The 22,878-nt window shown below is 68.6% G+C and carries 17 protein-coding genes, 1 tRNA gene and 1 pseudogene; 10 read left to right on the forward strand and 9 right to left on the reverse strand.

Annotated elements, in window-relative coordinates; genetic code table 11:
- The first annotated feature begins 208 nt into the window (after window positions 1-208).
- The 7 genes and pseudogenes from lepA to CK625_RS00525 all read left to right on the forward strand — a co-directional run bounded on the left by lepA (window position 209) and on the right by CK625_RS00525 (window position 6,509).
- Window positions 209-2,017, forward strand: a complete 1,809-nt coding sequence (gene lepA, locus CK625_RS00495; protein ID WP_095538331.1) for a translation elongation factor 4 — start codon at window positions 209-211, stop codon at window positions 2,015-2,017.
- 5 nt (window positions 2,018-2,022) lie between these two features.
- Window positions 2,023-2,997, forward strand: a complete 975-nt coding sequence (lepB, locus tag CK625_RS00500; protein ID WP_095538985.1) for a signal peptidase I — start codon at window positions 2,023-2,025, stop codon at window positions 2,995-2,997.
- Between the two features lie 111 nt (window positions 2,998-3,108).
- Complete coding sequence (locus CK625_RS00505) at window positions 3,109-3,504, forward strand: DUF4845 domain-containing protein (protein ID WP_238945430.1); 396 nt, start codon at window positions 3,109-3,111, stop codon at window positions 3,502-3,504.
- A gap of 48 nt (window positions 3,505-3,552) precedes the next feature.
- Window positions 3,553-4,209: pseudogene (gene rnc / locus CK625_RS00510) on the forward strand (ribonuclease III); the annotation flags it as partial.
- Window positions 4,210-4,370: 161 nt separating this feature from the next.
- The gene (gene era, locus CK625_RS00515; RefSeq protein ID WP_095538333.1) at window positions 4,371-5,315 is read left to right on the forward strand and encodes a GTPase Era; all 945 of its coding nucleotides are present in this window, start codon (window positions 4,371-4,373) and stop codon (window positions 5,313-5,315) included.
- Between the two features lie 21 nt (window positions 5,316-5,336).
- Window positions 5,337-6,218 carry a DNA repair protein RecO gene (gene recO / locus CK625_RS00520; protein WP_095538987.1) on the forward strand — a complete coding sequence of 294 codons (882 nt, stop codon included), beginning with the start codon at window positions 5,337-5,339 and terminating at the stop codon, window positions 6,216-6,218.
- 15 nt (window positions 6,219-6,233) lie between these two features.
- Window positions 6,234-6,509: a hypothetical protein gene (locus CK625_RS00525; protein ID WP_095538334.1), complete on the forward strand. Its 276-nt coding sequence runs from the start codon at window positions 6,234-6,236 to the stop codon at window positions 6,507-6,509.
- Window positions 6,510-6,545: 36 nt separating this feature from the next.
- Here CK625_RS00525 and hemH read toward each other — a convergent pair whose 3' ends face one another.
- The 9 genes from hemH to CK625_RS00570 all read right to left on the reverse strand — a co-directional run bounded on the left by hemH (window position 6,546) and on the right by CK625_RS00570 (window position 19,974).
- Entirely contained in the window at window positions 6,546-7,601 is a 1,056-nt protein-coding gene (gene hemH, locus CK625_RS00530) for a ferrochelatase (protein ID WP_095538988.1), read from the reverse strand.
- Window positions 7,602-7,933: 332 nt separating this feature from the next.
- Entirely contained in the window at window positions 7,934-10,984 is a 3,051-nt protein-coding gene (locus tag CK625_RS00535; protein WP_095538335.1) for a putative bifunctional diguanylate cyclase/phosphodiesterase, read from the reverse strand.
- Window positions 10,985-11,241: 257 nt separating this feature from the next.
- Entirely contained in the window at window positions 11,242-12,045 is an 804-nt protein-coding gene (locus CK625_RS00540; RefSeq protein WP_095538336.1) for a spermidine synthase, read from the reverse strand.
- Complete coding sequence (locus CK625_RS00545; RefSeq protein WP_238945431.1) at window positions 12,042-12,647, reverse strand: DNA-deoxyinosine glycosylase; 606 nt, start codon at window positions 12,645-12,647, stop codon at window positions 12,042-12,044. The genes CK625_RS00540 and CK625_RS00545 overlap by 4 nt, the downstream gene beginning before the upstream one ends.
- Window positions 12,648-12,745: 98 nt before the next feature.
- Window positions 12,746-13,606, reverse strand: a complete 861-nt coding sequence (locus tag CK625_RS00550; RefSeq protein WP_095538337.1) for a TatD family hydrolase — start codon at window positions 13,604-13,606, stop codon at window positions 12,746-12,748.
- Window positions 13,607-13,625: 19 nt separating this feature from the next.
- On the reverse strand, window positions 13,626-14,360 hold the full coding sequence (lolD, locus tag CK625_RS00555; RefSeq protein WP_095538338.1) for a lipoprotein-releasing ABC transporter ATP-binding protein LolD: 735 nt from the start codon (window positions 14,358-14,360) through the stop codon (window positions 13,626-13,628).
- Window positions 14,353-15,609 carry a lipoprotein-releasing ABC transporter permease subunit gene (locus tag CK625_RS00560; RefSeq protein ID WP_095538339.1) on the reverse strand — a complete coding sequence of 419 codons (1,257 nt, stop codon included), beginning with the start codon at window positions 15,607-15,609 and terminating at the stop codon, window positions 14,353-14,355. Before CK625_RS00560 ends, lolD begins: the two co-directional genes overlap by 8 nt.
- A gap of 174 nt (window positions 15,610-15,783) precedes the next feature.
- Window positions 15,784-19,854 carry a phosphoribosylformylglycinamidine synthase gene (gene purL / locus CK625_RS00565; RefSeq protein ID WP_095538340.1) on the reverse strand — a complete coding sequence of 1,357 codons (4,071 nt, stop codon included), beginning with the start codon at window positions 19,852-19,854 and terminating at the stop codon, window positions 15,784-15,786.
- Window positions 19,855-19,897: 43 nt separating this feature from the next.
- A tRNA-Arg gene (locus tag CK625_RS00570) sits at window positions 19,898-19,974 on the reverse strand.
- A 242-nt stretch (window positions 19,975-20,216) separates the two neighbouring features.
- On the opposite strand from CK625_RS00570, the gene CK625_RS00575 reads away from it, so the two are divergent.
- From CK625_RS00575 to glnK, 3 genes are all read left to right on the forward strand, one after another.
- Window positions 20,217-21,941: an NAD+ synthase gene (locus CK625_RS00575; protein ID WP_172425040.1), complete on the forward strand. Its 1,725-nt coding sequence runs from the start codon at window positions 20,217-20,219 to the stop codon at window positions 21,939-21,941.
- A gap of 132 nt (window positions 21,942-22,073) precedes the next feature.
- On the forward strand, window positions 22,074-22,343 hold the full coding sequence (locus CK625_RS00580; RefSeq protein ID WP_095538342.1) for a BrnA antitoxin family protein: 270 nt from the start codon (window positions 22,074-22,076) through the stop codon (window positions 22,341-22,343).
- A 172-nt stretch (window positions 22,344-22,515) separates the two neighbouring features.
- Window positions 22,516-22,854 (forward strand): P-II family nitrogen regulator, encoded by a 339-nt coding sequence (gene glnK / locus CK625_RS00585; RefSeq protein WP_095538990.1) that lies wholly within the window; start codon window positions 22,516-22,518, stop codon window positions 22,852-22,854.
- Window positions 22,855-22,878: the final 24 nt, after the last annotated feature.

Genomic DNA, 22,878 nt, shown 5'->3' on the forward strand with positions numbered 1-22,878 from the left:
CGATTTTGAGCACAGGCCCCGGCGCAGTGCGACCGCGCCAGGCACAGTAGAATCCGGGCGCTGTCGGGCAGGGCTGGCGGGTTCACCTCCGGTGTCATTGGATGCGTTCGAGGTGAATGCCCCATGGCCAGCGCCCAGGCATTGCGTGCGCGTCGGGCTCAGGCGCGCTTTTTCGTGCGCGCCGGCCGGTGCGCTTTCATCTTTCAACATGAACCATATTCGCAACTTCTCCATCATCGCCCACATCGATCACGGCAAGTCCACATTGGCCGATCGCCTGATCGAATACAGCGGTGGCTTGAGCAAGCGTGAGATGTCCGCCCAGGTGCTCGACTCCATGGACATCGAAAAAGAGCGGGGCATCACCATCAAGGCCCAGACGGCGGCCTTGCAGTACAAGGCCAAGGATGGCCAGGTCTACAACCTGAACCTGATCGACACGCCCGGCCACGTGGACTTTTCCTACGAGGTCTCGCGCTCGCTCTCGGCCTGCGAAGGGGCGCTGCTGGTGGTCGATGCCTCGCAGGGCGTGGAAGCGCAGACCGTGGCCAATTGCTACACGGCGCTGGATCTGGGCGTGGAAGTGCTGCCCGTGCTCAACAAGATGGACCTGCCCCAGGCCGACCCCGAGCGCGCCAAGGCCGAGATCGAGGACGTCATCGGCATCGATGCTTCCGAGGCCGTGCCGGTCTCGGCCAAGACGGGCATGGGCATTGAGGAAATCCTCGAGCTGATCGTGCAGAAAGTGCCGCCGCCCAAGGGCGACGCGCAGGGGCCGTTGCGCGCCATGATCATCGACAGCTGGTTCGATGCCTATGTGGGCGTGGTGATGCTGGTGCGCGTGGTCGATGGCCAGCTGCGCAAGGGCGAGCGCATCCGCCTGATGGCCACCGGGGCCGTGTACGAGGCAGGCAGCCTGGGCGTGTTCACGCCGGCGTCCTCGCAGCGCGAACTGCTGCAGGCCGGTGAGGTGGGTTTTGTCATCGCCGGCATCAAGGAGCTCAAGGCCGCCAAGGTGGGCGACACCATCACGCTGGAGAAAAAGCTGCCCAACAATGCCGGGCCGGCCCAGCAGCCGCTGCCGGGCTTCAAGGAAATCCAGCCGCAGGTGTTTGCCGGCCTGTACCCGACCGAGGCCAACCAGTACGACGCGCTGCGCGACGCGATGGAAAAGCTGCAGCTCAACGATGCGGCCTTGCAGTTCGACCCGGAAGTCTCGCAGGCGCTGGGCTTTGGCTTTCGCTGTGGCTTTCTGGGCCTGCTGCACATGGAGATCGTGCAGGAGCGCCTGGAGCGCGAATTCAACCAGGATCTGATCACCACCGCGCCCAGCGTGGTCTACGAAGTGGTCAAGTCCGACGGCGAAGTCGTGATGGTGGAAAACCCCTCGAAGATGCCCGATTCGGGCAAGGTGCAGGAGGTGCGCGAGCCCATCGTCACCGTACACCTGTACCTGCCGCAGGACTACGTGGGCGCGGTGATGACGCTGTGCAACCAAAAGCGCGGCATCCAGCTGAACATGGCCTACCACGGCCGGCAGGTGATGCTGACCTACGACATGCCGCTGGCGGAGATCGTGCTGGACTTTTTCGACAAGCTCAAGTCCGTCAGCCGCGGCTATGCCTCGATGGACTATGAGTTCAAGGAGTATCGGCCTTCGGACGTGGTCAAGGTCGACATCCTGCTCAATGGCGAGCGCGTCGATGCGCTGTCCATCATCGTGCACCGCAGCCAGGCGCAGTACCGCGGCCGGGCGGTGGTGGCCAAGATGCGCGAGGTCATCGACCGGCAGATGTTCGACGTGGCCATCCAGGCGGCCATCGGCGGCCAGATCATTGCCCGCGAGACGGTCAAGGCGTTGCGCAAGAACGTGCTGGCCAAATGCTACGGCGGCGACATCACGCGCAAGCGCAAGCTGCTGGAAAAACAAAAGGCCGGCAAGAAACGCATGAAACAGATCGGCTCGGTGGAAGTGCCACAGGAGGCGTTTCTGGCGATTTTGCAAGTTGAGGATTGACGCAAGTGAAAGCAATCGCTGTTCTGACCGGGGCCCTGCTGGCGGGCGTCGCTGCTTATCTGCTGCTGTGGCTGACAGGCCAGATCGAAGGCAATTTCCCCCTGCTGCTGCTGCTGGCCACGTTGGTGTCCGGTGCATACTGGCTGGCCGAAAAACTGTACTTTCTACCGCGCCGCCGCCGCCAGGCGCAGCAGCTGGTGCTGCAGCTCAAGGAGAGGCACAGCGCCTTGCAGGCCCAGGGCGTGGTCACCGAGGAGCTGGACGTGGCCGCTGCGGCCAACCAGGCGCTGCGCCAGCCCTGGTGGCTGGACTGGACGGCCGGGCTGTTTCCCGTCATCGCGGCGGTGTTCGTGCTGCGCTCCTTCGTCTACGAGCCGTTTCGCATTCCCAGCGGCTCCATGATCCCGACGTTGCAGGTCGGGGACTTGATTCTGGTGGACAAATACACCTACGGCCTGCGCCTGCCCGTGTGGAATGCGGCGCTGACCCAGGGCAGGCGGCCGACGCGCGGCGAGGTCGTGGTGTTCCGCTACCCGCCCAACCCGCGCATGGACTACATCAAGCGCGTGATCGGCCTGCCTGGCGACACGGTCAGCTACCACAACAAGCGCCTGACGGTCAATGGCCAGGCGGTCAACTCCGTGCCGCAGCCCGATTACTTCGACAAGGACTCCGTCATCCACGCCAAGCGCTGGGAAGAAACCTTGGGCGGCCACACCTACGAGGTGCTGAACAACCCGCAAATGCCGGCCATGGTGATGGGCGCGGGCGATTTTCCCTTCCGCGACCAATGCGAGTACAGCGTCGAGGGCGTGAGCTGCCGTGTGCCCGAAGGGCATTACTTCGTCATGGGCGACAACCGCGACAACTCGCTCGACTCGCGCGCCTGGGGCTTCGTGCCCGATGCCAACGTGGTCGGGCGCGCCGTGGTGGTCTGGATGAATTTTTCAGACCTGGGGCGCGTGGGTAAAATTCAGTAACTTCATCGGCACAGGCCTTGTGCCGATGGCGCTTTGTCGAACGCATTCATTGATGGCCGGCAGGCTGCGCACTGCAGCCGCGCTGGCGTGAAAACCAAAGAGGGACTTGCTGTGGACGCACTGAACAACATGAAAAAAGCCACCACGATTTCGCTGGCGCAACGGCAGCGCGGCATGTCATTCATTGGCCTGTGCATGCTGGCTGCGATCATCGTTTTCCTGGGCTATGTGGGCTTCAAGTCGGTGCCTGTGGTGACCGAGTACATGGCGATTAAGCGGGTGCTTAAGAAAGCCGCTACGGGCGGCAGTGTGCTTGAAGTGCGCCAGCTGTTCGACAGCCAAGCCAATATCGATTATCTGGATCAGTATGCAAACCCCATCAGCTCCAAGGACCTGATCGTCAGCAAGAAGAATGACGCGGTGGTCGTCGAGGTGGAGTACGACCGCGAGATCCCGCTGGTGGGCCCGGCCTTTCTGGTTTACAAGCTGCATGCCAGCTCCCATTGAGGGGCTGGCCGGTAGTGGCTGCGGAGCAGTTTCTTGAGTGATACGCGATTGGAGCGGCTGGCGCGCAGCCTGGGATGGGACGGCGCCGAGCGGGCTTTGCTGCAGCAGGCCTTGACGCACCGCAGCTTCAGTGCCGATCACAATGAGCGCCTGGAGTTTTTGGGCGATGCGGTGCTCAATCTGTGCGTGTCGCGCTGGCTGATGCAGCGCCTGCCGCAGGCCAGCGAGGGCGAGCTGTCGCGCACGCGGGCCAATCTGGTGCGCGAGCAGTCCCTGCACCGCATCGCGCTGGGCCTGGGCCTGCCCGAGCTGTTGCGGCTGGGCGAGGGCGAGAAGAAATCCGGCGGGCAGCAGCGCCCCTCGATGCTGGCCGATGCGCTGGAGGCCTTGCTGGGCGCGGTGTTCCTGCACATGGGCTTTGCCGCCGTGGAGCAACTGGTGCAGCGCCTGTTCGCCCAGGTCGACTTGTCGAGCAGCGCCCAGACCCACGCCAAGGACCCCAAGACCCGCCTGCAAGAGCTGCTGCAGGGGCGTTATCTGGCCCTGCCGCATTACGAGCTGCAGCAGGTGCGCGGCGCCGATCACCAGCAACTGTTCGTCGTGCAATGCACCCTGCAAACGCCGCCGCTGCAGGCGCAGGGCCAGGGGCCTTCGCGCAAGGCGGCCGAGCAGCAGGCGGCCGAGCAATTGCTCGACCAATTACAGCAGCATGGCCAGTGGCAGGCCACGGCCACGGTCAAGGCCAAGCCGCGCCGTGCAGCGGCCGCAGTGCCCGTGCGCACTGGGCGCGCGCCCAGTGCGCCGCTGCAGGACAAGGGCAAGAAACGACCAGGGTCGACTGGGAAAGGATGGGTGGCGTGAGCGTGATGTCTTCTTCTGAGCCCGGGGCGCCGGCGGAGCAGGGCGGCGGCGATGCGCCGCAGCGCTGCGGCCTGATCGCCCTGGTGGGGCGCCCCAACGTGGGCAAGTCCACGTTGATGAATGCCCTGGTGGGGCAGAAGGTGAGCATCACCTCGCGCAAGGCCCAGACCACGCGCCATCGCATCACGGGCATTCGCACCGAAGGCCGGGCGCAGTTCGTGTTCGTGGATACGCCGGGCTTTCAGACCCGCTACCAATCGGCCCTGAACCAGTCCCTGAACAAAGCCGTCACGGGCACGATCTCCGACGTGGATCTGGTGCTGTTCGTGGTCGAGGCCGGCAGCTTCTCGCTCAAGGATGCCCAGGTGCTGGCCTTGCTCAAGCAGCGCATCCCGACCATCCTGGTGGCCAACAAGCTCGACACCGTGCACCGCCGCTCCGAGCTGGCGCCCTGGCTCAAAAGCATGCAGGAGCGCCACGATTTCGCCGAGTTCGTGCCCATGTCGGCCAAGGACCCCAAGGACGTGGCCCGCCTGCTGGCCGTGTGCGAGCGCTACCTGCCCGAGCAGCCCTGGTGGTACGAGGAAGACGAGCTCACCGACAAGAGCGAGCGCTTTCTGGCAGCCGAGATCGTGCGCGAAAAGCTCTTTCGCCTCACCGGCGATGAGCTGCCCTACACCTCGACCGTGCTGATCGACCGCTTCCTGGAAGAGCCCGGGCGGCAGGTGCAGCGCATGGTGCGCATCGCCGCGAGCATCGTCGTCGAGCGCGAAAGCCACAAGGCCATGGTGATTGGCGAGAAGGGCGAGCGCCTCAAGCGCATCGGCACCGAAGCGCGCCAGGATTTGGAAAGACTGCTGGATGCCAAGGTCTTTCTGGAGCTGTGGGTCAAGGTGCGCTCGGGCTGGTCGGACGACGCTGCGCGCCTGCGCGCCTACGGCTATGAGTGAGCGCGGCCGGCTGCGGGCATGATGGCAGGCGCCGCAGTGCATGCCGCAGCCGCCGTGGACGACGCAGCCGCCGGCGCGGCCTTGCAGGCTGCGCTGGCAGCGCCAGCTGGCCGCAGGGCCAGGGCCGCTGCAGGCGCTGCGCCGGCGCGGCGCACGCGGCGCATCAGCGGGCAGCAGGCCTTTGTGCTGCACCAGTACCCGTACAGCGAATCGAGCCTGATCGTGGACTTGTTCACCCGCGACCATGGCCGCCTCACGGCCCTGGCCAAGGGCGCGAAAAAACCCACCTCCAACTTCCGTGCGCTGCTGTTGCCCTTGCAGCTGCTGCGCCTGGATTGCAGCTGGGTGGAGCAGGAGCAGGGCATGATCGCCACGATCCGCAGCGTCGAGCGCGCCGGCGGCCCGGCCGTGCCGCGCGGCGAGCCGCTGCTGGCTGGCCTCTATCTGAACGAGCTGCTGGCCCGCCTGCTGGTGCGCGGCGATGCCCACCCCGCCGTCTTCGATGCCTACCAGATGACCTTGCACGTGCTGGCCAGCGCGCCGGGCCAGGCGCTGGAAGTGCTGCTGCGGGCCTTTGAGCTGGTGCTGCTGCAACAGCTGGGCATGCTGCCCGACCTGTCGGTGCAGACCCAGGACCAGCAGCCGCTGGGCGAGCGCAAGCGCTATGCGCTCATCCCCGAAATGGGCCTGCACGAAGTCTGGGACGGGCGGCGCAGCCTCTCGGGCCAGCAGTGGCAGGCCATTGCCCAGGCGCTGGCCGGCCCCCAGGCGCTGGCCGCCTGCATGCGGGCCCTGGGCGATGCCGCAGCCGATCTCAAGCCCCAGCTGCGCGCCGCGCTGGCCCATTACCTGGGCGCGGAGCTGCACACCCAGCGCCTGATGCGCGGCCTGCGCACGCTGTAGCGCGATGGGGTAGCCATGGGGGTGGCGCAATTTCTGGCCCATCTCGGGGCCTTGCTGTTGCCGGCCTGGGCGGTGGCTGCGCTGCTGGTGGGGCTGAGCCGGGCCCTGCTGCGCCGCGCGCACTGGCGCATGCGCGCCTGGGTCAACCTGCTGGCCGCAGGCTTGTTGGGTTCGCTGGTGCTGCTGGCAGGCCTGTTGCTCACCGGCGAGGACGGGCGCATGGGCAGCTACGCGGCCTTGCTGCTGGCCCTGGCCAGCCTGCAGGCCTGGGCGGCCGGGCCGCCGCGATAGTTCTGCGCCACCAACCAGCCAGCGGCGCGCCGCCGCTCACCAATGGGCCGTATGGCGCAGCACCAGATCGCGCAGCGCGCTGATCCAGGCCGGGTGGTCGTTCAGGCAGGGGATGTAGCGGAACTCCTGCCCGCCATGGGCCAGAAAGGCCTGGCGCACTTCCATGTCGATCTCTTCCAGGGTCTCCAGGCAGTCGCTGGCAAAGCCGGGGCAGATCAGATCGACCGTCTTGACGCCCTCGCGCGCCAATTGCTCCAGCGTGGGCTGGGTGTAGGGCTGCAGCCATTGCGCGCGGCCAAAGCGCGATTGGAAGGTCACGCGGTATTGCGCGGGCTGCAGGCCCAGCTGCTGGGCCAGCAGGGCGGCGCTGCGCTGGCATTGCTGCGCATAAGGATCGCCCTTGGCGACGTTGCGCGCCGGGATGCCGTGGTAGCTCATCACCAGCACTTCGGGCCGGCCATGGGTTTGCCAGTGCTCAAGCGTGCGGCGCGCCAGGGCGGCGATGTAGCCGGCATCGTCAGCGTAGTGCTTGACGATGCGCAGCTCGGGCATGTTGCGCTTGCTGCCGGCCCAGGCATGGGCCTGGTCGATGACGCTGGCCGTGGTGGTGGCCGAATACTGCGGGTACAGCGGCAGCAGCAGCATTTTTTCCACGCCCTGGGCGTGCCAGCGTTCGAGCTGCGCGATGATGCCCGGCTGCCCGTAGCGCATGGCCGCCTGCACGTCCACGCCGCGCAGCCCGGCCTCACCCAGCCAGCCGCGCAGCATCAGGGCCTGCTTGCGGGTGTAGGCCAGCAGGGGCGAGCCGCCGTCCTCGGGCTGCCAGATTTTTTCGTATTTGCGCGCCGATTCCTTGGCGCGCAGCGGCAGGATGGCCAGGCGCAGCAGCGGCTGCCACAGCAGCGGCGGCAGCTCGACCACGCGCGGGTCGCTGAGGAATTCGGCCAGATAGCGTTTGACGGCCGCAGGCGTTGGCGCATCGGGCGTGCCCAGGTTGCACAGCAGCACCCCCAGGCGGGGGGCAGGCTGGCCAGCGGGCGATGGCGCAGCGGCAGCGCTGCGGGCAGTGGGGCGTGGGGCGGTGGTGGGCATGGCGCTGTCGGGCAGCGGGGGCTGCGCGGCGGACGGTGGGGCAAAGGGTTTTTTGGGTTTGTTGGAGAGCCGGTGCAAGGCCTTGGCGCGGGCGGGCAAGAGGCGGTTTTGGGGTGGGCTGCCAGGCACGCAACACAGCCGCGGCGGTGGCCATGGCTGCTAGTGGCTATTGGCTGGCGCGGCCTTGGCGCGCATCTTGCGGGCGCCGAAGGCGGCCCAAATCCGAGCTCTTGTCCGCCCGTGCAGGGATTTTGAACAGGTTCTTGGGGCCCCGATTGGAGCACATCTGCGCTGCGGCTGCGGCGGGCAGGCGCAGCGCGCTGGTCAGCAGTTCAGGCCGGCGGCGCGGCGTGAACGAATTGCCGCTCGAAGTCCGCCACGGGCAAGGGCATGCCGATGAAGTAGCCTTGCCAGTGGTAGCAGTCGTAGGACTTGAGGATTTCCACCTGCGCGGCTTCCTCCACGCCCTTGGCCATGGCCCTGATGCCCAGGTTGTGGCAGAGCTGCACGATGCTGTGCACGGTGCGTGCATTCTGTGTGGAGTGGCCCAGATCGCGCACGATGCGGTAGTCGATGTCCACCTCGTCCAGCGGCAGCTGCTGCAGCAGCTTCAGCGAGGATTCGCCCCTGCCGAAGCCGTCCAGCGCGAAGCCCACGCCGTAGGCGCGCAGCTGGCGCATGCAGGCGATGGACTGGGTCAGGTTGTGCTGCAGCACTTCTTCGGTCAGCTCCAGCACCAGGCGGTGCGCCGGGGCAGAAGTGCTGGCAATGGTTTGCAGCACCATTGCGGCGAAGTTGTCTTGCCAGAACTGTTTGGCGCTGATGTTGATGGACAGGCTCAGGCCTGCGGTCTGCGGGTGCTGCGCCCAGGCGGCCAGCAGCCTGCAGGACTGGGCCAGCACCCAGTGGCCCAGCGGCACGATGAGGTTGCTGTGCTCGGCCGCGGCGAGGAATTGCTCTGGCGTGATGACTTCCTGCCCCTGGCCATTGCGCCGGCGCAGCAACACCTCGGCGCCGGTGAGCTGGTGATGGCGCACCTGCGGCTGCAGGTACAGCACGAACTGCTGCGTGGCCAGGCCGGTGCGGATGCTTTCTTCGAGCAGCGCATTGGCACTGGCTGCGGCCTGCATGTCCGGGTCGAAAAAGCACGGCTCCTTGAGCTGCTGGCGGTGCGCCTGCTCCAGGGCCTGGTGCGCATGCTGCCAGAGCAGGTTGGCGCTTTCGGAGCGCTGGCCATGAAACAGCACGATGCCCAAAAAGGCCTTGAGGGCCATGTGCTGGCCGCCATGGCGAAATGGCGCCTGCAGCGCATGCAAGATGGTGTAGCCCAGGTCCTTGCTGTGCCGCATGGCCTCGCTGCCGTTGTGCGTGGCCGCGTGGATCAGCAGCGCGAACTGGCCAGGGCCGGTGTGCGCCAGGGTCTGGCCCAGCGGGCAGCAGGCCCTCAGGCGCGCTGCCACCTCGCGCACCAGCGGCGCGGCCCAGTCGTGCTCCTGCAGGTTGTGCGCTTCGCTGAGCGGGGCCACGTCCAGCAGCAGCAAGGCGCCGTATTGCTGCTGCTGCGCGGCGCATTGCAGGGCCTGCTGCAGGCGGTCGAGCAGCAGGAAGCGGTTGGGCAGGCTGCTGGTGCGGTCGTACAGCGCCTGCAATTGCAGCGCATGCTGGGCGCGCTTGTGGGCGCTGACGTCCACCAGTGTCAGCACCATTTGATCGTCCAGCACCAGCGCGGAGAGCTCCAGCGTCACGTTCAGTCCGGCGGCGTTGATGTCCTGCGGGGCGGCCCAGGCCGGCTGCAGGCTGATTTCCACGGGGCGCACGATGCCGTTGCCGGCAATGGCGCGGGCCAGCTGGGCATCCCAGCGCGCGCGCGCGCTTTGGCGCAGGCCTGCATCGGTGATGGTGCATTGCCACCACTCCTCCAGGCTTTCGGGCAGCGGGGCTTTGAGCTGGCTGATGCGCTGAAAGCCCTGGTTCATGAACTGGATGCGCATCTGGCTGTCCAGGATGCACAGGCCCAGCGGCACTTGTTCGAGGATGGCCGCTTGCCGCTGGATGCGGCGGTTGAGCTGCGCCTGCAGGGTGCGCGTCTCGCTTTGGTCGTGCACGATGAGCAGCCTGTGCCCTTGCAGCGCGCTGCTGCCGTGCGGCTTCCGGGGGCTGATCTCCAGCAGGTCCACCCAGACCACGTGCCCCAGGCTGTGCAGCAGGCGCAGGTTGCCGATGCGCCCATAGCGGTAGCGCGCGTTGGCCCGCTGGGGCTCCAGCGCCTCGGGCCGGTGCAGGCGCTGCACGTCCTCCGGGTGGGCCAGGCTGGCCAGCGTCAGGCGCTGCAGGCTGTCCTGGCTGTAGCCCAGCAGCTGCGCCAGCCGGGGCGATACGGAGATGAACTGGCCGGCCGCGCCCTCGATCTCGGCCACCGCCAGCAGCGGGTGGTTGATCAGCGCCAGGTAGTGCTCGCTGCTGTCGCTGGCGTATTCGCGCCAGTGCCGCAACTGCTGGCGCACGCGCCGCATGTGCCAGGTGCGCAGCAGCACGTAAAGCAATAGGGCCAGCACGGCCACCAGCACAGGCTGCCACAGCATGTATTGCCCAGGGCTGCTGGGCTCGGCGCTGCTGGCGTCTGGCTCGGGCGGGGCCAGCGGGTCGGCCTCGGCCTGGGCGCCTGGCGGCGGCGCGGCCAGGACCAGCTCCAGCGCCTGGCCCAGGACGGACAGGCGGGTGTGCAGCTGGCCATCGTGCCAGTACTGCTCGGGCCGGACCGAAGGCTGCTGACTGCCGCTTTCGGGCTGGGCGGGCGCCTGCTCCAGGTACAGGCCCTGCGGCAGGCTGGGGTCCAGCCCCAGGCTGCGCTGCACTTCGCGCAGCCAGCTGTCATAGCGCAAGTCCAGCGCCAGCAATTGCTGCTGCGGCCCGGTGGCGGTGTGCTGCGGGGCCGGGGTGAACAGTGTCAGGCCCTCGGGGCGGGCCAGCGCCTGTGGCAGGGGCGATGTTTGCTGCCGCGCTGCGGCCCAGAGCGCCGCATCCTCCGGCGGCATGGTGCTCAGGTCCGCCGGCGGGGCCGGCAGCAGGCGCAGGGTGGAGGCGTTGATCAGGCCGGGGTTGTGCTGCGCCGCATCCCACTGCGTTTGCAGCAGCTCGGTGTCCTGCTCCGCATTGCCGCGCAGGCCGACCTGGGTGGCGTGCAGCATGCGGGCATAGCCCTGGGCGCTGGTCTGCAGGGCATAGGCATAGCGCAGCGCCTGCGCCTGCGCCTGCGCCTGCATGGCCTGTTGCTGCATGAGGCTGCTGCGCTGGTGCAGCCACAGCAGGGTGGTCAGCACGCAGGCGGTAGCGATCAGGCCTACCAGACGGTACAAAACGCGCAGCGGGCCCAGGCTGTGCATGGGCGGTGGCGTGGGGGGAAGGGGCGAGACGGGGGGGCTCAAGGCAGGCAGTGCGGCTGGGCGGCGGTGGGGAAAATTATAGGAGCGCGCCTGGGGTTGTTGAGATTGGGTTTGCCAAGCGGTTTTTCGAGACAAAAGCCGCAAACAAAAGCCGCAAATGCAAGGCGAAAACGCGCGCAAGGTCTGGACGCCTGACAAGCGTTTTCAACGCGGCAGTTGCGCAGTTTTGACCGAAAACACCGCTGCAACACTCCATCTCAACAATCCCCAGGGGGCGCCGGCGCGGGTTGCCAGCGTTGCAGGGCTTGGACCCACAGGCGCGCGGGCAGTTTCCAGCGCGCCTCGATGGCCTCGGCGCGTTGGCGCATCAGCGGGCGGGAGACTTCGGAACCGCCCTTGCGCGCCAGCAAAATGGTGTTGCCCTCGTGCGTGGGCTTGAAATGCCACAGCGCCTGCGCCCCGAAGGCGGCGGCGATGTGGCGCATGTTGCGCTCGAAGCTGGCCGTGCGGCCAAACAGATTGACGCTCATGCAGCCGCCCTCGGCCAGCATGGCGTGGCAGTGGCCGTAGAACTCGGCGCTCTCCAGCACCGGCCCGGCCGCGTCGTGGTCGTAGAGATCCACTTGCAGCGCATCGACGCTGCCGAGCCAATCCGGGTCTTGCACGGCGTCCTGGGCATTGGCCACCAGCACCTGCAGGCGCTCGTCGTTCTCGGGCAGGCGAAACCAGCGCATGCAGGCGGCCACAACCTGGGGGTTGAGCTCGATGGTCGTGGTGCGCATGCCCAGGCGTTTGTAGCAAAACTTGGTCAGCGCCGCCGCGCCCAGGCCCAGCTGCATGGCGTGCAGGTCGGGCACGGAATCGGGTTCGACGAACAACAGCCAGGCCATCATGCGCTGCACGTATTCCAACTCCAGATCCAGGGGCTTGGCAATGCGCATCGAGCCCTGAATCCAAGGCGAATCCAGGTGCAGGTGGCGCACGCCATCCTCTTCGGAGATGCTGACATCGGGCAGCGCGGCGGGCTGGGGTTTGCGGGCGTTGGCGCGGGCGGTTTTCATTGCGAGGCGGGGGGTGTGGGAGCAGGGTCGTGGCCGGGCGCTGTGGGCAGCGCAGGCGAGGGTGTGGGCAATAGCGCTGGCAGCAGCGCGGCGCGCCAGGCGGCCAGCTTGCGCTCAAAGCTCCAGCTGGCATTGGCCGGACTGGTCGAGGGCAGGCGCAGCACAGGCAGGCCCAGCGCCTGGCTCAGGCGGCGGTGGCGGTAGCTTTCGCCGCCGTTGTGGGCGATCAATGCCAGCTGTGGGCAGCGCTGGCGCAGGCTGTGCAGCGCGTTGACGCTGGCGTTGCGGATGGCGCTGTCCAGGCTGCCCTGGCGCTCGCAGGCGGCGTACACATCCCACAGGCCAATGCCTTGCTGCAGCAGCCATTGCCGGCGTCCGGCGTAGTCCGCTGGCAGTGCCGGCCAGGCCGGCGGCGTGTGCAGCGCGGCCAGGATGGGCCAGAACTGGTTGCGCGGGTGGGCGTAGTACTGCCCAGCTGCCAGCGAGGCCGCGCCGGGAAAGCTGCCCAGCACCAACACGCGCGTGCGCGCATCGAGGATGGGCGCCAGCCCCTGCAGCGGCGGCGGCGCGCTCTGGCCGGCATCGGCCGCAGCGTGTGCCACGGCAGGTGCGGCAGCCGGTGCTGGTGCGGGCGCCGGTGATGGAGCCGGTGATGGGGCCGGTGATGGGGCCGGTGATGGAGCTGAGCGCCTGGCCATGTTCATGCCTGCGCCGCGCCGTGGCCCGCGGGCGCCAGCCCCTGCAGCAGCGCGCGCAGGCGGGGCAGGGCGGCCAGGGCGTTGGCGCTGCTCTGGGCCTGCCATTGCGCCAGCGGCAGGCCGCGCAGCCCGGCCACGACGGCGGCAATGCGCGGCAGCTCGGCCGGGCTGTTGCGGCCCTGGGGCTGGCCTTGCGCGCGCGCCTGGGCCGGGGTGTAGAGCCAGTGCGGCGGCATGTCCGGCGCGTCGGTTTCCATGACGATGGCCTCGGGCGGCAATTGCGCGGCCAGGCGGCGCAATTGCTGGGCGCGCTCGAAGGTCACCGCGCCGCCAAAGCCCAGCTTGAAGCCCAGATCCAGAAAGGCATGGGCCTGTTGCAGGCTGCCGTTGAAGGCGTGGGCGATGCCGCCGCAGTGAAAGTGCGCCGCGCGCAGCTGCTTGAGCACCTGATCGACGCTGCGCCGCACGTGCAGCAGCACTGGCAGCGCATGGGCCTTGGCCAGGCGCAGCTGGGCGCTGTAGAGCTGGGTCTGCCAGCCGCTTTCCAGGCCGGTGAAGAAGTCCAGCCCGATCTCGCCCACGGCCACCAGCCGCGCGTCCTGCGCGTGGCGCTGCAAGGCCGCATCCAGGGCCCCCAGGTCGGCCTGGCTGGCCCCGGGCGTGTACAGCGGGTGAATGCCCAGCGCATAGGCATCGCCTTGGGCATGGGCCAGTTGGCGCAGCGCCTCGAAGCCAGAGGCTTGCACGGCCGGCAGCACGCAGCAGCGCACGCCGGCGGCGCGGGCGCGCTCGCGCTCGGCGCTGCGGTCGGCGTCGAACTCGGCCGCATCGAGATGGCAATGGGTGTCGATCCAGAACGGCATGGCGCGGCGCGCTGTGGTCTCAGCCCTGCGGCGCGGGCTGGCCGGGCTCCTCCAGCTGGCCCGATTGCATGCGCAGCTGGCGGTCGCAGCGCGCGGCCAGCTCCTGGTCGTGCGTGACCAGCACGAAGGCCGTGCCGCGTTGGCGCGCCAGTTGCATCATCAGCGCGAACACGGCGTCGGCCGTTTCGCGGTCCAGGTTGCCGGTGGGCTCATCGGCCAGCACGCACACCGGCTCGGTGACCAGCGCGCGGGCGATGGCCACGCGCTGGCGCTCGCCGCCGGAGAGCTCGGCCGGGCGGTGCTGCAGGCGCTCGCCCAGGCCGACCTGGCGCAGCATGGCGCTGGCCTTGTCCGCGCATTCCTGGGCGCTGGCGCGGCGGATGCGCAGCGGCATGGCCACGTTCTCCAGCGCGCTCAGCTCGGGCAGCAGGTGGTGGAACTGGTAGACAAAGCCCAGCTTGCGATTGCGCAGCACGCCGCGCTGGTTGGCGCTCATGCCCTCTAGCGGCTGGCCCTGCAGCAGCACGCTGCCGCTGCTGGGCTTGTCCAGCCCGCCGAGGATGTGCAGCAGCGTGCTCTTGCCCGAGCCCGAGGCGCCGACGATGGCCAGCGTCTGGCCGGCATACACGTCCAGCGACAGGCCCTTGAGCACGGTCACGTCCAGCGGGCCTTCGCAAAAGCGCTTGACCACCTGGCGCGCCGAGAGCACCACCGGCGGCTGCGCCGGTGCGGGGGGGCGAAGGGCTTCACTCATAGCGCAGGGCCTCGGCGGGGTTGATGCGGCTGGCGCGCCAGCTCGGGTAGAGGGTGACGACGAAGGCCAGCGCCAGCGCCACGGCGCAGATCGAGACGATGTCGCGCAGCTGCGGGTCGCTGGGGATCTGGCTGATCAGGTACATCTCCGGCGGCAGGAACTGAAAGCCCAGCAGCCGCTCGATGAAGGGCACGATGACGTCGATGTTGTGCGCCACGGCCAGGCCCAGCAGCAGCCCGGCCAGCGTGCCGATGATGCCCACCATGGCGCCTTGCACCACGAAGATCGCCATGATGCTGGCCGAGCTGGCGCCCAGCGTGCGCAGGATGGCGATGTCGGCGCGCTTGTCGGCCACCGTCATCACCAGCGTGGCCACCAGGTTGAAGGCGGCCACGCCGACGATCAGCGTCAGGATGATGAACATCATGCGCTTTTCCATCTGCACGGCCATGAACCAGTTGCGGTTTTGCATGGTCCAGTCGCGCAGCAGCAGCGGGTCGCTCAGGCTGTTGGCCAGTTGCTGCACCACCTCGGGCGCCTGGTGCAAGTCCTGCAGCTTCAGGCGGATGCCGCTGGGCGAGTCCAGTCGGAAGATGCGCTGCGCATCCTCGATGTGCAGCATGGCCATGCCCGAGTCGTACTCGAAATGGCCCGAGTCGAAAGTGCCCACCACCGTCATCTGCTTCAGGCGTGGCACCACCCCGGCGGGCGTGACCTGGCCCGAGGGCGCCACCAGCGTGACCTGCCCGCCGGGCACCACGCCCAGCTGCTTGGCCAGCTCGTGCCCGAGCACGATGTGAAAGCTGCCCGGCGTGAGCTGATCGAGCACTTGCTGGCGCAGGCTGCCGGCCAGCTGCGTGACCTCGGGCTCCAGCGCCGGATCGATGCCGCGCACGATGGCCCCGCGCATGTCGTCTCCGCGCGCGATGAGCGCCTGCACCGAGACGAAGGGCGCCAGGCCCACGACCTGCGGGTTTTGGCGCACCTGGGCCGAGACGCGCTCTACGCTGGGCAGCGTGCCGCCGCGCGGGGCGAACACCTCGATGTGCGAGACCACCGAGAGCATGCGATCGCGCACATCGCGCTGAAAGCCGTTCATCACGCTGAGCACGATGATCAGCGCCGCCACGCCCAGCGCAATGCCGATGGCCGAGACGCTGGCCACGAAGGAAAGCAGGCCCTTGCTGCGGCTGGTGCGCCCCGCACGGGTATAGCGCCAGCCCATGGCCCATTCATAGGGAGTTTGCATAGTCGTTGGCGCGCGCCGTGGCGGCCATTGGGGGAAGAACAGAAGGGCGCAGGCCAGGCGCTGCGCTGCCGCGGGGGCGGGCGGCGCGCCAGGCCAGGGCCGCGCGGGACCAGCGCCCCGGCGCGCGCTGCGCTGCGCGTCGGCCTTGCCCGGGCGCGGGGCGTGTGCCGCCCGTCACCCGAGCCACTTGCGGGCGTTGCGCCACAGGCGCATCCAGGGGCTTTTGGCGCCCAGGCCGCCGGTGGCGGGCAGGTCCGTCCAGCTCATCTGGGCGTTGCGGAACACGCGCTCGGGGTGCGGCATCATGGCCGTGAAGCGGCCGTCGGCCGTGGTCACGGCGGCCAGGCCGCCGGGGCTGCCATTGGGGTTGAGCGGGTATTGCTCGGTGGGCTGGCCCAGGTGGTCCGCGTAGTGCAGCGCGGCGATGGCGGCGCTGGCGTTGCCGCGCTGGCCGAAGTTGGCAAAGCCCTCGCCATGGGCGACGACGATGGGCAGGCGGCTGCCGGCCATGCCGGCAAAGAACAGGCTGGGCGAGTCGGGCACCAGCGCCTGCACCAGGCGGGCCTCATAGCGCTCGCTGCGGTTGGTGGTAAAGCGCGGCCAGGCCTGCGCGCCGGGGATGATGCCGGCCAGCTCGGCAAACATCTGGCAGCCGTTGCACACGCCCAGGCCGAAGGTGTCGCCGCGCGCGAAGAATTGCTCGAATTGCTCGGCCAGCGCTGGGTTGAAGGTGATGGAGCGCGCCCAGCCGATGCCAGCGCCCAGGGTGTCGCCGTAGCTGAAGCCGCCGCAGGCCACCAGGCCCTGAAATTGCGCCAGGTTTTCGCGCCCGGCCTGCAGGTCGCTCATGTGCACATCGATGGCCTCAAAACCCGCTTCGCTGAAGGCGTAGGCCATCTCGACGTGGGAGTTCACGCCCTGCTCGCGCAGGATGGCCACGCGCGGGCGGGCCTGGCTGCCGATGAAGGGCGCGGCCACGTCCTCGGCCGGGTCGAAGCTCAGCTGCACGTGCAGGCCGGGGTCGTCCATGCGGCCTGCGGCGGCGTGCTCCTGGTCGGCGCAGTCGGGGTTGTCGCGCTCGCGGGCGATCTTCCAGCTCACGCTGTCCCAGACCTGGAACAGGTCGTACAGCTCGGCGCTGAAGACGTTCTTGGTATCGCGCCAGATTTGCAGCTGGCCCTTGCCGTCTTCCAGCGGGGCCTGCGCCGGGCGGGTCTTGCCGATGAAGTGGCTGTGCTTGGACAGGCCGTGCGCGCGCAGCGTTTGCATGACAGCGTCGCGCTCGGCGGTGCGCACCTGCAGCACCACGCCCAGCTCTTCGTTGAACAAGGCCTTGAGGGTGAGCTCCTCGCGGCGCGCGCCGATTTGCTGGGCCCAGTTCTTGGCGTCGCCGTATTCGGCGCGGCTGTCGCTGATGCCGTCGCTTTCGGTGATGAGCATGTCCACATTCAGCGCCACGCCCACGCGCCCGGCAAAGGCCATTTCGGCCACGGTGGCCAGCAGGCCGCCGTCGCTGCGGTCGTGGTAGGCCAGCAGCTTGCCTTCGCGGCGCAGTTGGTTGACGGCATCGACCAGGCGCACCAGGTCTTGCGCGTCGTCCAGGTCGGGCGGCGCGCCGCCGTCCTGGCCCAGCACCTGCGCCAGCATGGAGCCGCCCATGCGCATCTGGCCGCGGCCCAGGTCGATGAGGATGAGGGTGGTGTCGGCCTCGTCGCGATGGAGTTGCGGCGTGAGGGTGCCGGTGATGTCGGGCAGGGTGCAAAAGGCGCTGGCGATCAGCGTCACGGGCGAGGTGACCTTGCGCGGCTGGCCTTCGTGCTGCCAGACGGTGCGCATGGACAGGCTGTCCTTGCCCACGGGGATGGAGATGCCCAGCTGAGGGCACAGCTCCATGCCCACGGCGCGCACGGTGGCGTAGAGGTCGGCGTCCTCGCCCGGCTCGCCGCAGGCGGCCATCCAGTTGGCCGAGAGCTTGACGCGCGCCAGCTCGATGGGCGCGGCCAGCAGGTTGGTGATGGCCTCGGCAATGGCCAGGCGGCCCGAGGCCGGGGCGTTGAGGGCGGCCACCGGGCTGCGCTCGCCCATGGCCATGGCTTCGCCCGCCAGCCCTTTGAAATCGGCCAGGGTGACGGCGCAATCGGCCACCGGCACCTGCCAGGGGCCGACCATTTGATCGCGGTGCGTGAGGCCGCCGACGGTGCGGTCGCCAATGGTGATGAGAAAGCGCTTGCTGGCCACCGTGGGGTGGCTGAGCACGCCGATGATGGCCTCTTGCAGGCCCACGCCGGTGACGTCCAGCGGCTGGGGCGTGCGCGCCACGCTGCGCACGTCGCGGTGCATCTTGGGCGGCTTGCCCAGCAGCACGTTCATGGGCATGTCCACGGGGTGCGGGGCAGTGGTGGCTTCGGGGTTGTCCTTGCCGTCCTCGCCGTCCTCGCCGTCGGTCACGCGCAGCTCGCGCGCCTCGGTGGTCACGCCCACCACGGCAAACGGGCAGCGCTCGCGCGCGCACAGTGCCTCGAAGCGCGCCAGCGCCTCCGGGGCGATGGCCATGACGTAGCGCTCCTGGCTTTCGTTGCTCCAGATCTCCTTGGGCGAGAGGCCGCTTTCCTCCAGCGGCACGGCGCGCAAATCAAAGCGCGCGCCGCGCCCGGCGTCGTTGACCAGCTCGGGGAAGGCGTTGGACAGGCCGCCCGCGCCCACGTCGTGGATGGCCAGGATGGGGTTGTCCTGGCCCAATTGCCAGCATTGGTTGATGACTTCCTGCGCGCGGCGCTCGATCTCGGGGTTGCCGCGCTGCACGGAGTCAAAGTCCAGATCGGCCGCGTTCACGCCGCTGGCCAGCGAGCTGGCCGCGCCGCCGCCCATGCCGATGCGCATGCCCGGCCCGCCCAGTTGCACCAGCAGCGTGCCGGCGGGGAATTGCACTTTCTTGACCTGCGTGGCGTCAATCTGCCCCAGGCCGCCGGCGATCATGATGGGCTTGTGAAAGCCGCGCTGCACGCCAGCGACTTCTTGCTCGTACTCGCGGAAGTAACCGGCCAGATTGGGGCGGCCAAACTCGTTGTTGAAGGCCGCGCCGCCCAGCGGGCCTTCGGTCATGATTTGCAGCGGGCTGGCCATGTGGGCGGGCTTGCCGCCGGGCTGCTCGCTCAGGCCGCCCCAGAGTTTGGAGACGGTAAAGCCCGTCAGCCCCGCCTTGGGCCGCGCACCGCGGCCGGTGGCGCCTTCGTCGCGGATCTCGCCACCCGCGCCGGTGGCAGCGCCAGGGAAGGGCGAGATGGCCGTGGGGTGGTTGTGCGTCTCCACCTTCATCAGCACGTCGTGGCGGGCGGGCTCGCGCACGTACTGGCGTGGGGCCTGGGCGTCGCCGGCGCGGGCGACGAAGCGCTCGATGGCGTGGCCTTCCATCACCGAGGCGTTGTCGGCATAGGCCACGACGGTGTGCTGCGGCGCCATCTGGTGCGTGTGGCGGATCATGCCAAACAGGCTTTTGTCCTGGCGCTGGCCGTCGATGGTGAAGTCGGCGTTGAAGATCTTGTGGCGGCAGTGCTCGCTGTTGGCCTGGGCGAACATCATCAGCTCCACATCCGTGGGGTTGCGCCCCAGTTGCGTGAAGGCGGCGGCGAGGTAGTCGATCTCGTCATCGGCCAGGGCCAGGCCCCAGTCGCGGTTGGCCGCCTCCAGCGCCTGCTTGCCTTGCTGGGGGCCGCCGCTGAGCACGTCCACCGTTTGCAGCGGCGCGGCCGGCAGGCTCTCGAACAGGGCCTGGGCCTGCTGGCGATCGCGCAGCGCCGACTCCGTCATGCGGTCGTGCAGCAAGGCGGCGGCCTGCTGCCACTGCGCATCGTCCAACGCCTCGCGCTGGCCCAGCAGGCCGGGCTTGAGGTGCAGGCGGTACTCCACGGCGCGCTCGATGCGGCGCACCGGCAGGGCGCAGTTGTGCGCGATGTCCGTGGCCTTGGACGCCCAGGGGCTGACGGTGCCCAGCCGGGGCGTGACCAGCACCAGCGCATCGCCCGCGCCGGCCTGCGCCGGGGCAAAGGGCTCGCCATAGTCCAGCAGGCGCGCCAGCTGCTGCGCCAGCGCATCGCCCATGGGCTGCTCGGTGGCCACCAGATGCAAAAAGCGCGCATCGATGGCCTGGATCTTGGGGTGGATGGCCTGCAGCGCAGGCAGCAGCTTGGCGGCGCGAAAGGGCGACAGGGCGCGACCGCCCTCGAATTCGGTGACGAACAAAGACACGGCGGAATGTCCCAGGGCAAGAAAAGCGCAGGGATGGGGGCATTGGCCTGCCAGGAGGGACTCGAACCCCCGACCTGCTGCTTAGAAGGCAGCTGCTCTATCCAGTTGAGCTACTGGCAGTTGGCCTGCAACCCTTGGAGTGGGCTCCAAGGCCCGGCCTGCCCATGCCGGCCGGGCTGCGCGAAAGGCGCGAATCATACCAGTGCGACCCCAGGGAAAATCTGCACCGATCGCACAGGCGCGCGGCGCTGCGATGCGTGAACAGGCCCTGGCGTGATAATGGCCGCTTTTGCCAGGGCGGCAGGGGCGCAATGCCTGCGCCCCGCTTGCCCTGCGCCCCATTTGCCGCCATGCCTTCGCCCATGACTCTTTCCATCTGTGTCGCACAACTCAACCCCGTCGTGGGGGATGTACCGGGCAATCTGGCCCAGGCCCTGCAGGCCGCCGCCCAGGCGCAGGCGCAGGGCTGCCAGCTGCTGGTGCTGCCCGAGCTGTTTCTCAGCGGGCCGGGCGCGGCCGATTTGCTTTGCCGCCCGCGCTTCCTGCAGGACTGCGAGCAGGCGCTGCAGCAGCTGGTGGCCGCCAGTGCGCAGTGGCCGCAGTTGCACATCGTGCTGGGCCATCCGGAGGCGGTGGCCGCGCCTGGGCATGCCGCCACAGACCCGCTGCTGCAGCTGCCCAGGCCGCTGGCCTGCAATGCGGCCAGCCTGATCGGCGCGGGCCGGGTGCTGGCGCGCTGGCGGCAACAAGGCGGGCAGGGCGGGCAAAGTGGCGAGCAGCGCCATTTCATTGCCGGCCCGCTGGATGCGCCGCTGGCGGCGGCCACGGTGCAGGGCCTGCCGCTGGCCGTGCTCATCGGCACCGATGCCTGGCGGCCCGAGCTGGCGCAGCAGGCCCGCCAGGCCGGCGCGCGCCTGCTGCTGGCGCTGGATGCATCGCCCTTCGTGCAGGGCCGGCCGGCGCAGCGCGCGGCGACGCTGGGCGCCTGTGCCCAGGCCGCCGGGCTGCCACTGCTGTATGCCAACGCGGTGGGCGGGCAGGATGAGCTGGTGTTCGATGGCCATTCGCTGGCCGTGCAGGCCGATGGCCAGATCGCGGGCTGGGCCCCGGGCTTTGCCGCCTGCCTGTGGCCGCTGCAGTGGCAGGGCGACACGGCAGGGGCCGCCGAGCCAGGGCCATGGCAGCTGGCGCCCGGGCAAAACCACGCGCCGGGCGATGGGCTGCTGCAAATCTGGCAGGCGCTGGTGCTGGCCACGCGCGACTATGTGCGCAAGAACGGCTTTGAGCAGGTGCTGCTGGGCCTGTCGGGCGGGCTGGATTCGGCCCTGGTGCTGGCGCTGGCGGTGGACGCGCTGGGCGCGCAGCAGGTGCATGCGGTGATGATGCCCTCGCCCTATACGGCAGCCATCAGCCTGGAGGATTCGCGCGAGATGGCGCGCCGCCTGGGCGTGCGCTACGACGAGATTTCCATCCGCGAGCCCTTCGAGACGCTGCAGCACAGCCTGGCGCCGCTGTTCGGCCAGCGCCCGGCCGATGCCACGGAGGAGAACCTGCAGGCGCGCATCCGCGGCGTGCTGCTGATGGCCTTGTCCAACAAGTTCGGCGGCCTGCTGCTGACCACCAGCAACAAGAGCGAGGTGGCCATGGGCTACTCCACGCTGTACGGCGACATGTGCGGCGGCTTTGCGCCGCTCAAGGATGTGTACAAGACCGAGGCCTTTGCGCTGGCGCGCTGGCGCAATGCGCACGTGCCGCCCTGCGCCGTGGGCCCGGCCGTGGCCCAGCCCATCCCCGAGCGCATCATCACCCGCCCGCCCAGCGCCGAGCTGCGCGAGAACCAGACCGACCAGGACAGCCTGCCGCCCTACGAGGTGCTCGACGCCATCGTGCGGCTGCGCATGGAGCAGGAGCGCTCGGCCGATGAGATCGTGGCCGCAGGCCACCCGCGCGAGCGCGTCGAGCAGGTCTTCAGGCTGCTGCGCATCAGCGAATACAAGCGCCAGCAAGGCGCGCCCGGCCCCAAGCTCAGCGCGCGCAGCTTTGGCCTGGATTGGCGCTATCCGATCACCAATGGCTACCGGGGCTGATGTGGGGCGCGCGGTGCCAGCTGTGGCAAGTCGCTGAAACTGTGCTTGGGCCGTCAGCTGCGGGCAAAGAAACGCCCGTCGGCATTCGCATCATCAGCTTGCGCAAGGCCAATCGAAGAGAGGTTGCCCGCTATGAGCAAGAAACCCAATCCTGAACTGGTCGATGCCAGCAATCCAGAATGGACGCCGGCCATGTTCAAGCAGGCTGTTCGCCTGGATACCCTGCCCGCCAGCCTGCAAGCCAAGCTGCGCCGTGGCCGAGGCCCCAACAAGGCCCCAACCAAGGAGCGCATCACGATCCGGCTGTCGCCGGAGGTGGTGCAGCATTTCCGCGCCAGCGGTCAGGGCTGGCAAGGCCGCATCGATGCCGCCCTCAAGGAGTGGATGGCCGAACACGCCTGAGTCTTGCCCAGGCAAAAGCCCGCTCTGGGCGGGCGGCCCTGGCAAAAAATGGCGTTACCATTGCGGGCTTTTCGGGCGGCGTCGCCATTTTTTTCGGGCGCAGGCTTTGTATCGGACAGCAGCCGCGCGCCTTTGAATTGCCGCATCCCAGGCAAGGAGTTTTGCAATGAGCATGAAATTGATCACCGCCATCATCAAGCCCTTCAAGCTCGATGATGTGCGAGAGGCCCTGGCCGAGTCGGGCATCACCGGCCTGACGGTCACCGAGGTCAAGGGTTTTGGCCGCCAGAAAGGGCACACGGAGCTGTACCGCGGCGCGGAATACGTGGTGGATTTTCTGCCCAAGGTGAAGATCGAGATCGCCGTGACGGACGCCGTGGTGGACAGCTGCATCGACACCATCGCCAAGGCCGCGCGCACCGGCAAGATCGGCGACGGCAAGATCTTCGTCTCCCCGCTGGAGCAGGTGGTGCGCATCCGCACCGGCGAGCAGGACGAGGCGGCCGTCTGAGCACGGGCTCTGAGCCTGTTGCTT

Origin of the sequence: Vandammella animalimorsus (genome assembly GCF_002285265.1) — a bacterium.
In the GTDB taxonomy this organism is placed as follows: Bacteria; Pseudomonadota; Gammaproteobacteria; order Burkholderiales; family Burkholderiaceae_C; genus Lampropedia.

What these genes read in the sequence shown, in the direction of transcription:
- lepA (WP_095538331.1), top strand. Translation starts at nt 209, where the DNA reads ATGAACCATATTCGCAACTTCTCCATCATCGCCCACATCGATCACGGC.
- era (WP_095538333.1), top strand. Translation starts at nt 4,371, where the DNA reads ATGTCTTCTTCTGAGCCCGGGGCGCCGGCGGAGCAGGGCGGCGGCGAT.
- recO (WP_095538987.1), top strand. Translation starts at nt 5,337, where the DNA reads ATGGCAGGCGCCGCAGTGCATGCCGCAGCCGCCGTGGACGACGCAGCC.
- CK625_RS00525 (WP_095538334.1), top strand. Translation starts at nt 6,234, where the DNA reads ATGGGGGTGGCGCAATTTCTGGCCCATCTCGGGGCCTTGCTGTTGCCG.
- hemH (WP_095538988.1), bottom strand. Translation starts at nt 7,601, where the DNA reads ATGCCCACCACCGCCCCACGCCCCACTGCCCGCAGCGCTGCCGCTGCG.
- CK625_RS00535 (WP_095538335.1), bottom strand. Translation starts at nt 10,984, where the DNA reads ATGCACAGCCTGGGCCCGCTGCGCGTTTTGTACCGTCTGGTAGGCCTG.
- CK625_RS00540 (WP_095538336.1), bottom strand. Translation starts at nt 12,045, where the DNA reads ATGAAAACCGCCCGCGCCAACGCCCGCAAACCCCAGCCCGCCGCGCTG.
- CK625_RS00550 (WP_095538337.1), bottom strand. Translation starts at nt 13,606, where the DNA reads ATGCCGTTCTGGATCGACACCCATTGCCATCTCGATGCGGCCGAGTTC.
- lolD (WP_095538338.1), bottom strand. Translation starts at nt 14,360, where the DNA reads ATGAGTGAAGCCCTTCGCCCCCCCGCACCGGCGCAGCCGCCGGTGGTG.
- CK625_RS00560 (WP_095538339.1), bottom strand. Translation starts at nt 15,609, where the DNA reads ATGCAAACTCCCTATGAATGGGCCATGGGCTGGCGCTATACCCGTGCG.
- CK625_RS00575 (WP_172425040.1), top strand. Translation starts at nt 20,217, where the DNA reads ATGACTCTTTCCATCTGTGTCGCACAACTCAACCCCGTCGTGGGGGAT.
- CK625_RS00580 (WP_095538342.1), top strand. Translation starts at nt 22,074, where the DNA reads ATGAGCAAGAAACCCAATCCTGAACTGGTCGATGCCAGCAATCCAGAA.
- glnK (WP_095538990.1), top strand. Translation starts at nt 22,516, where the DNA reads ATGAAATTGATCACCGCCATCATCAAGCCCTTCAAGCTCGATGATGTG.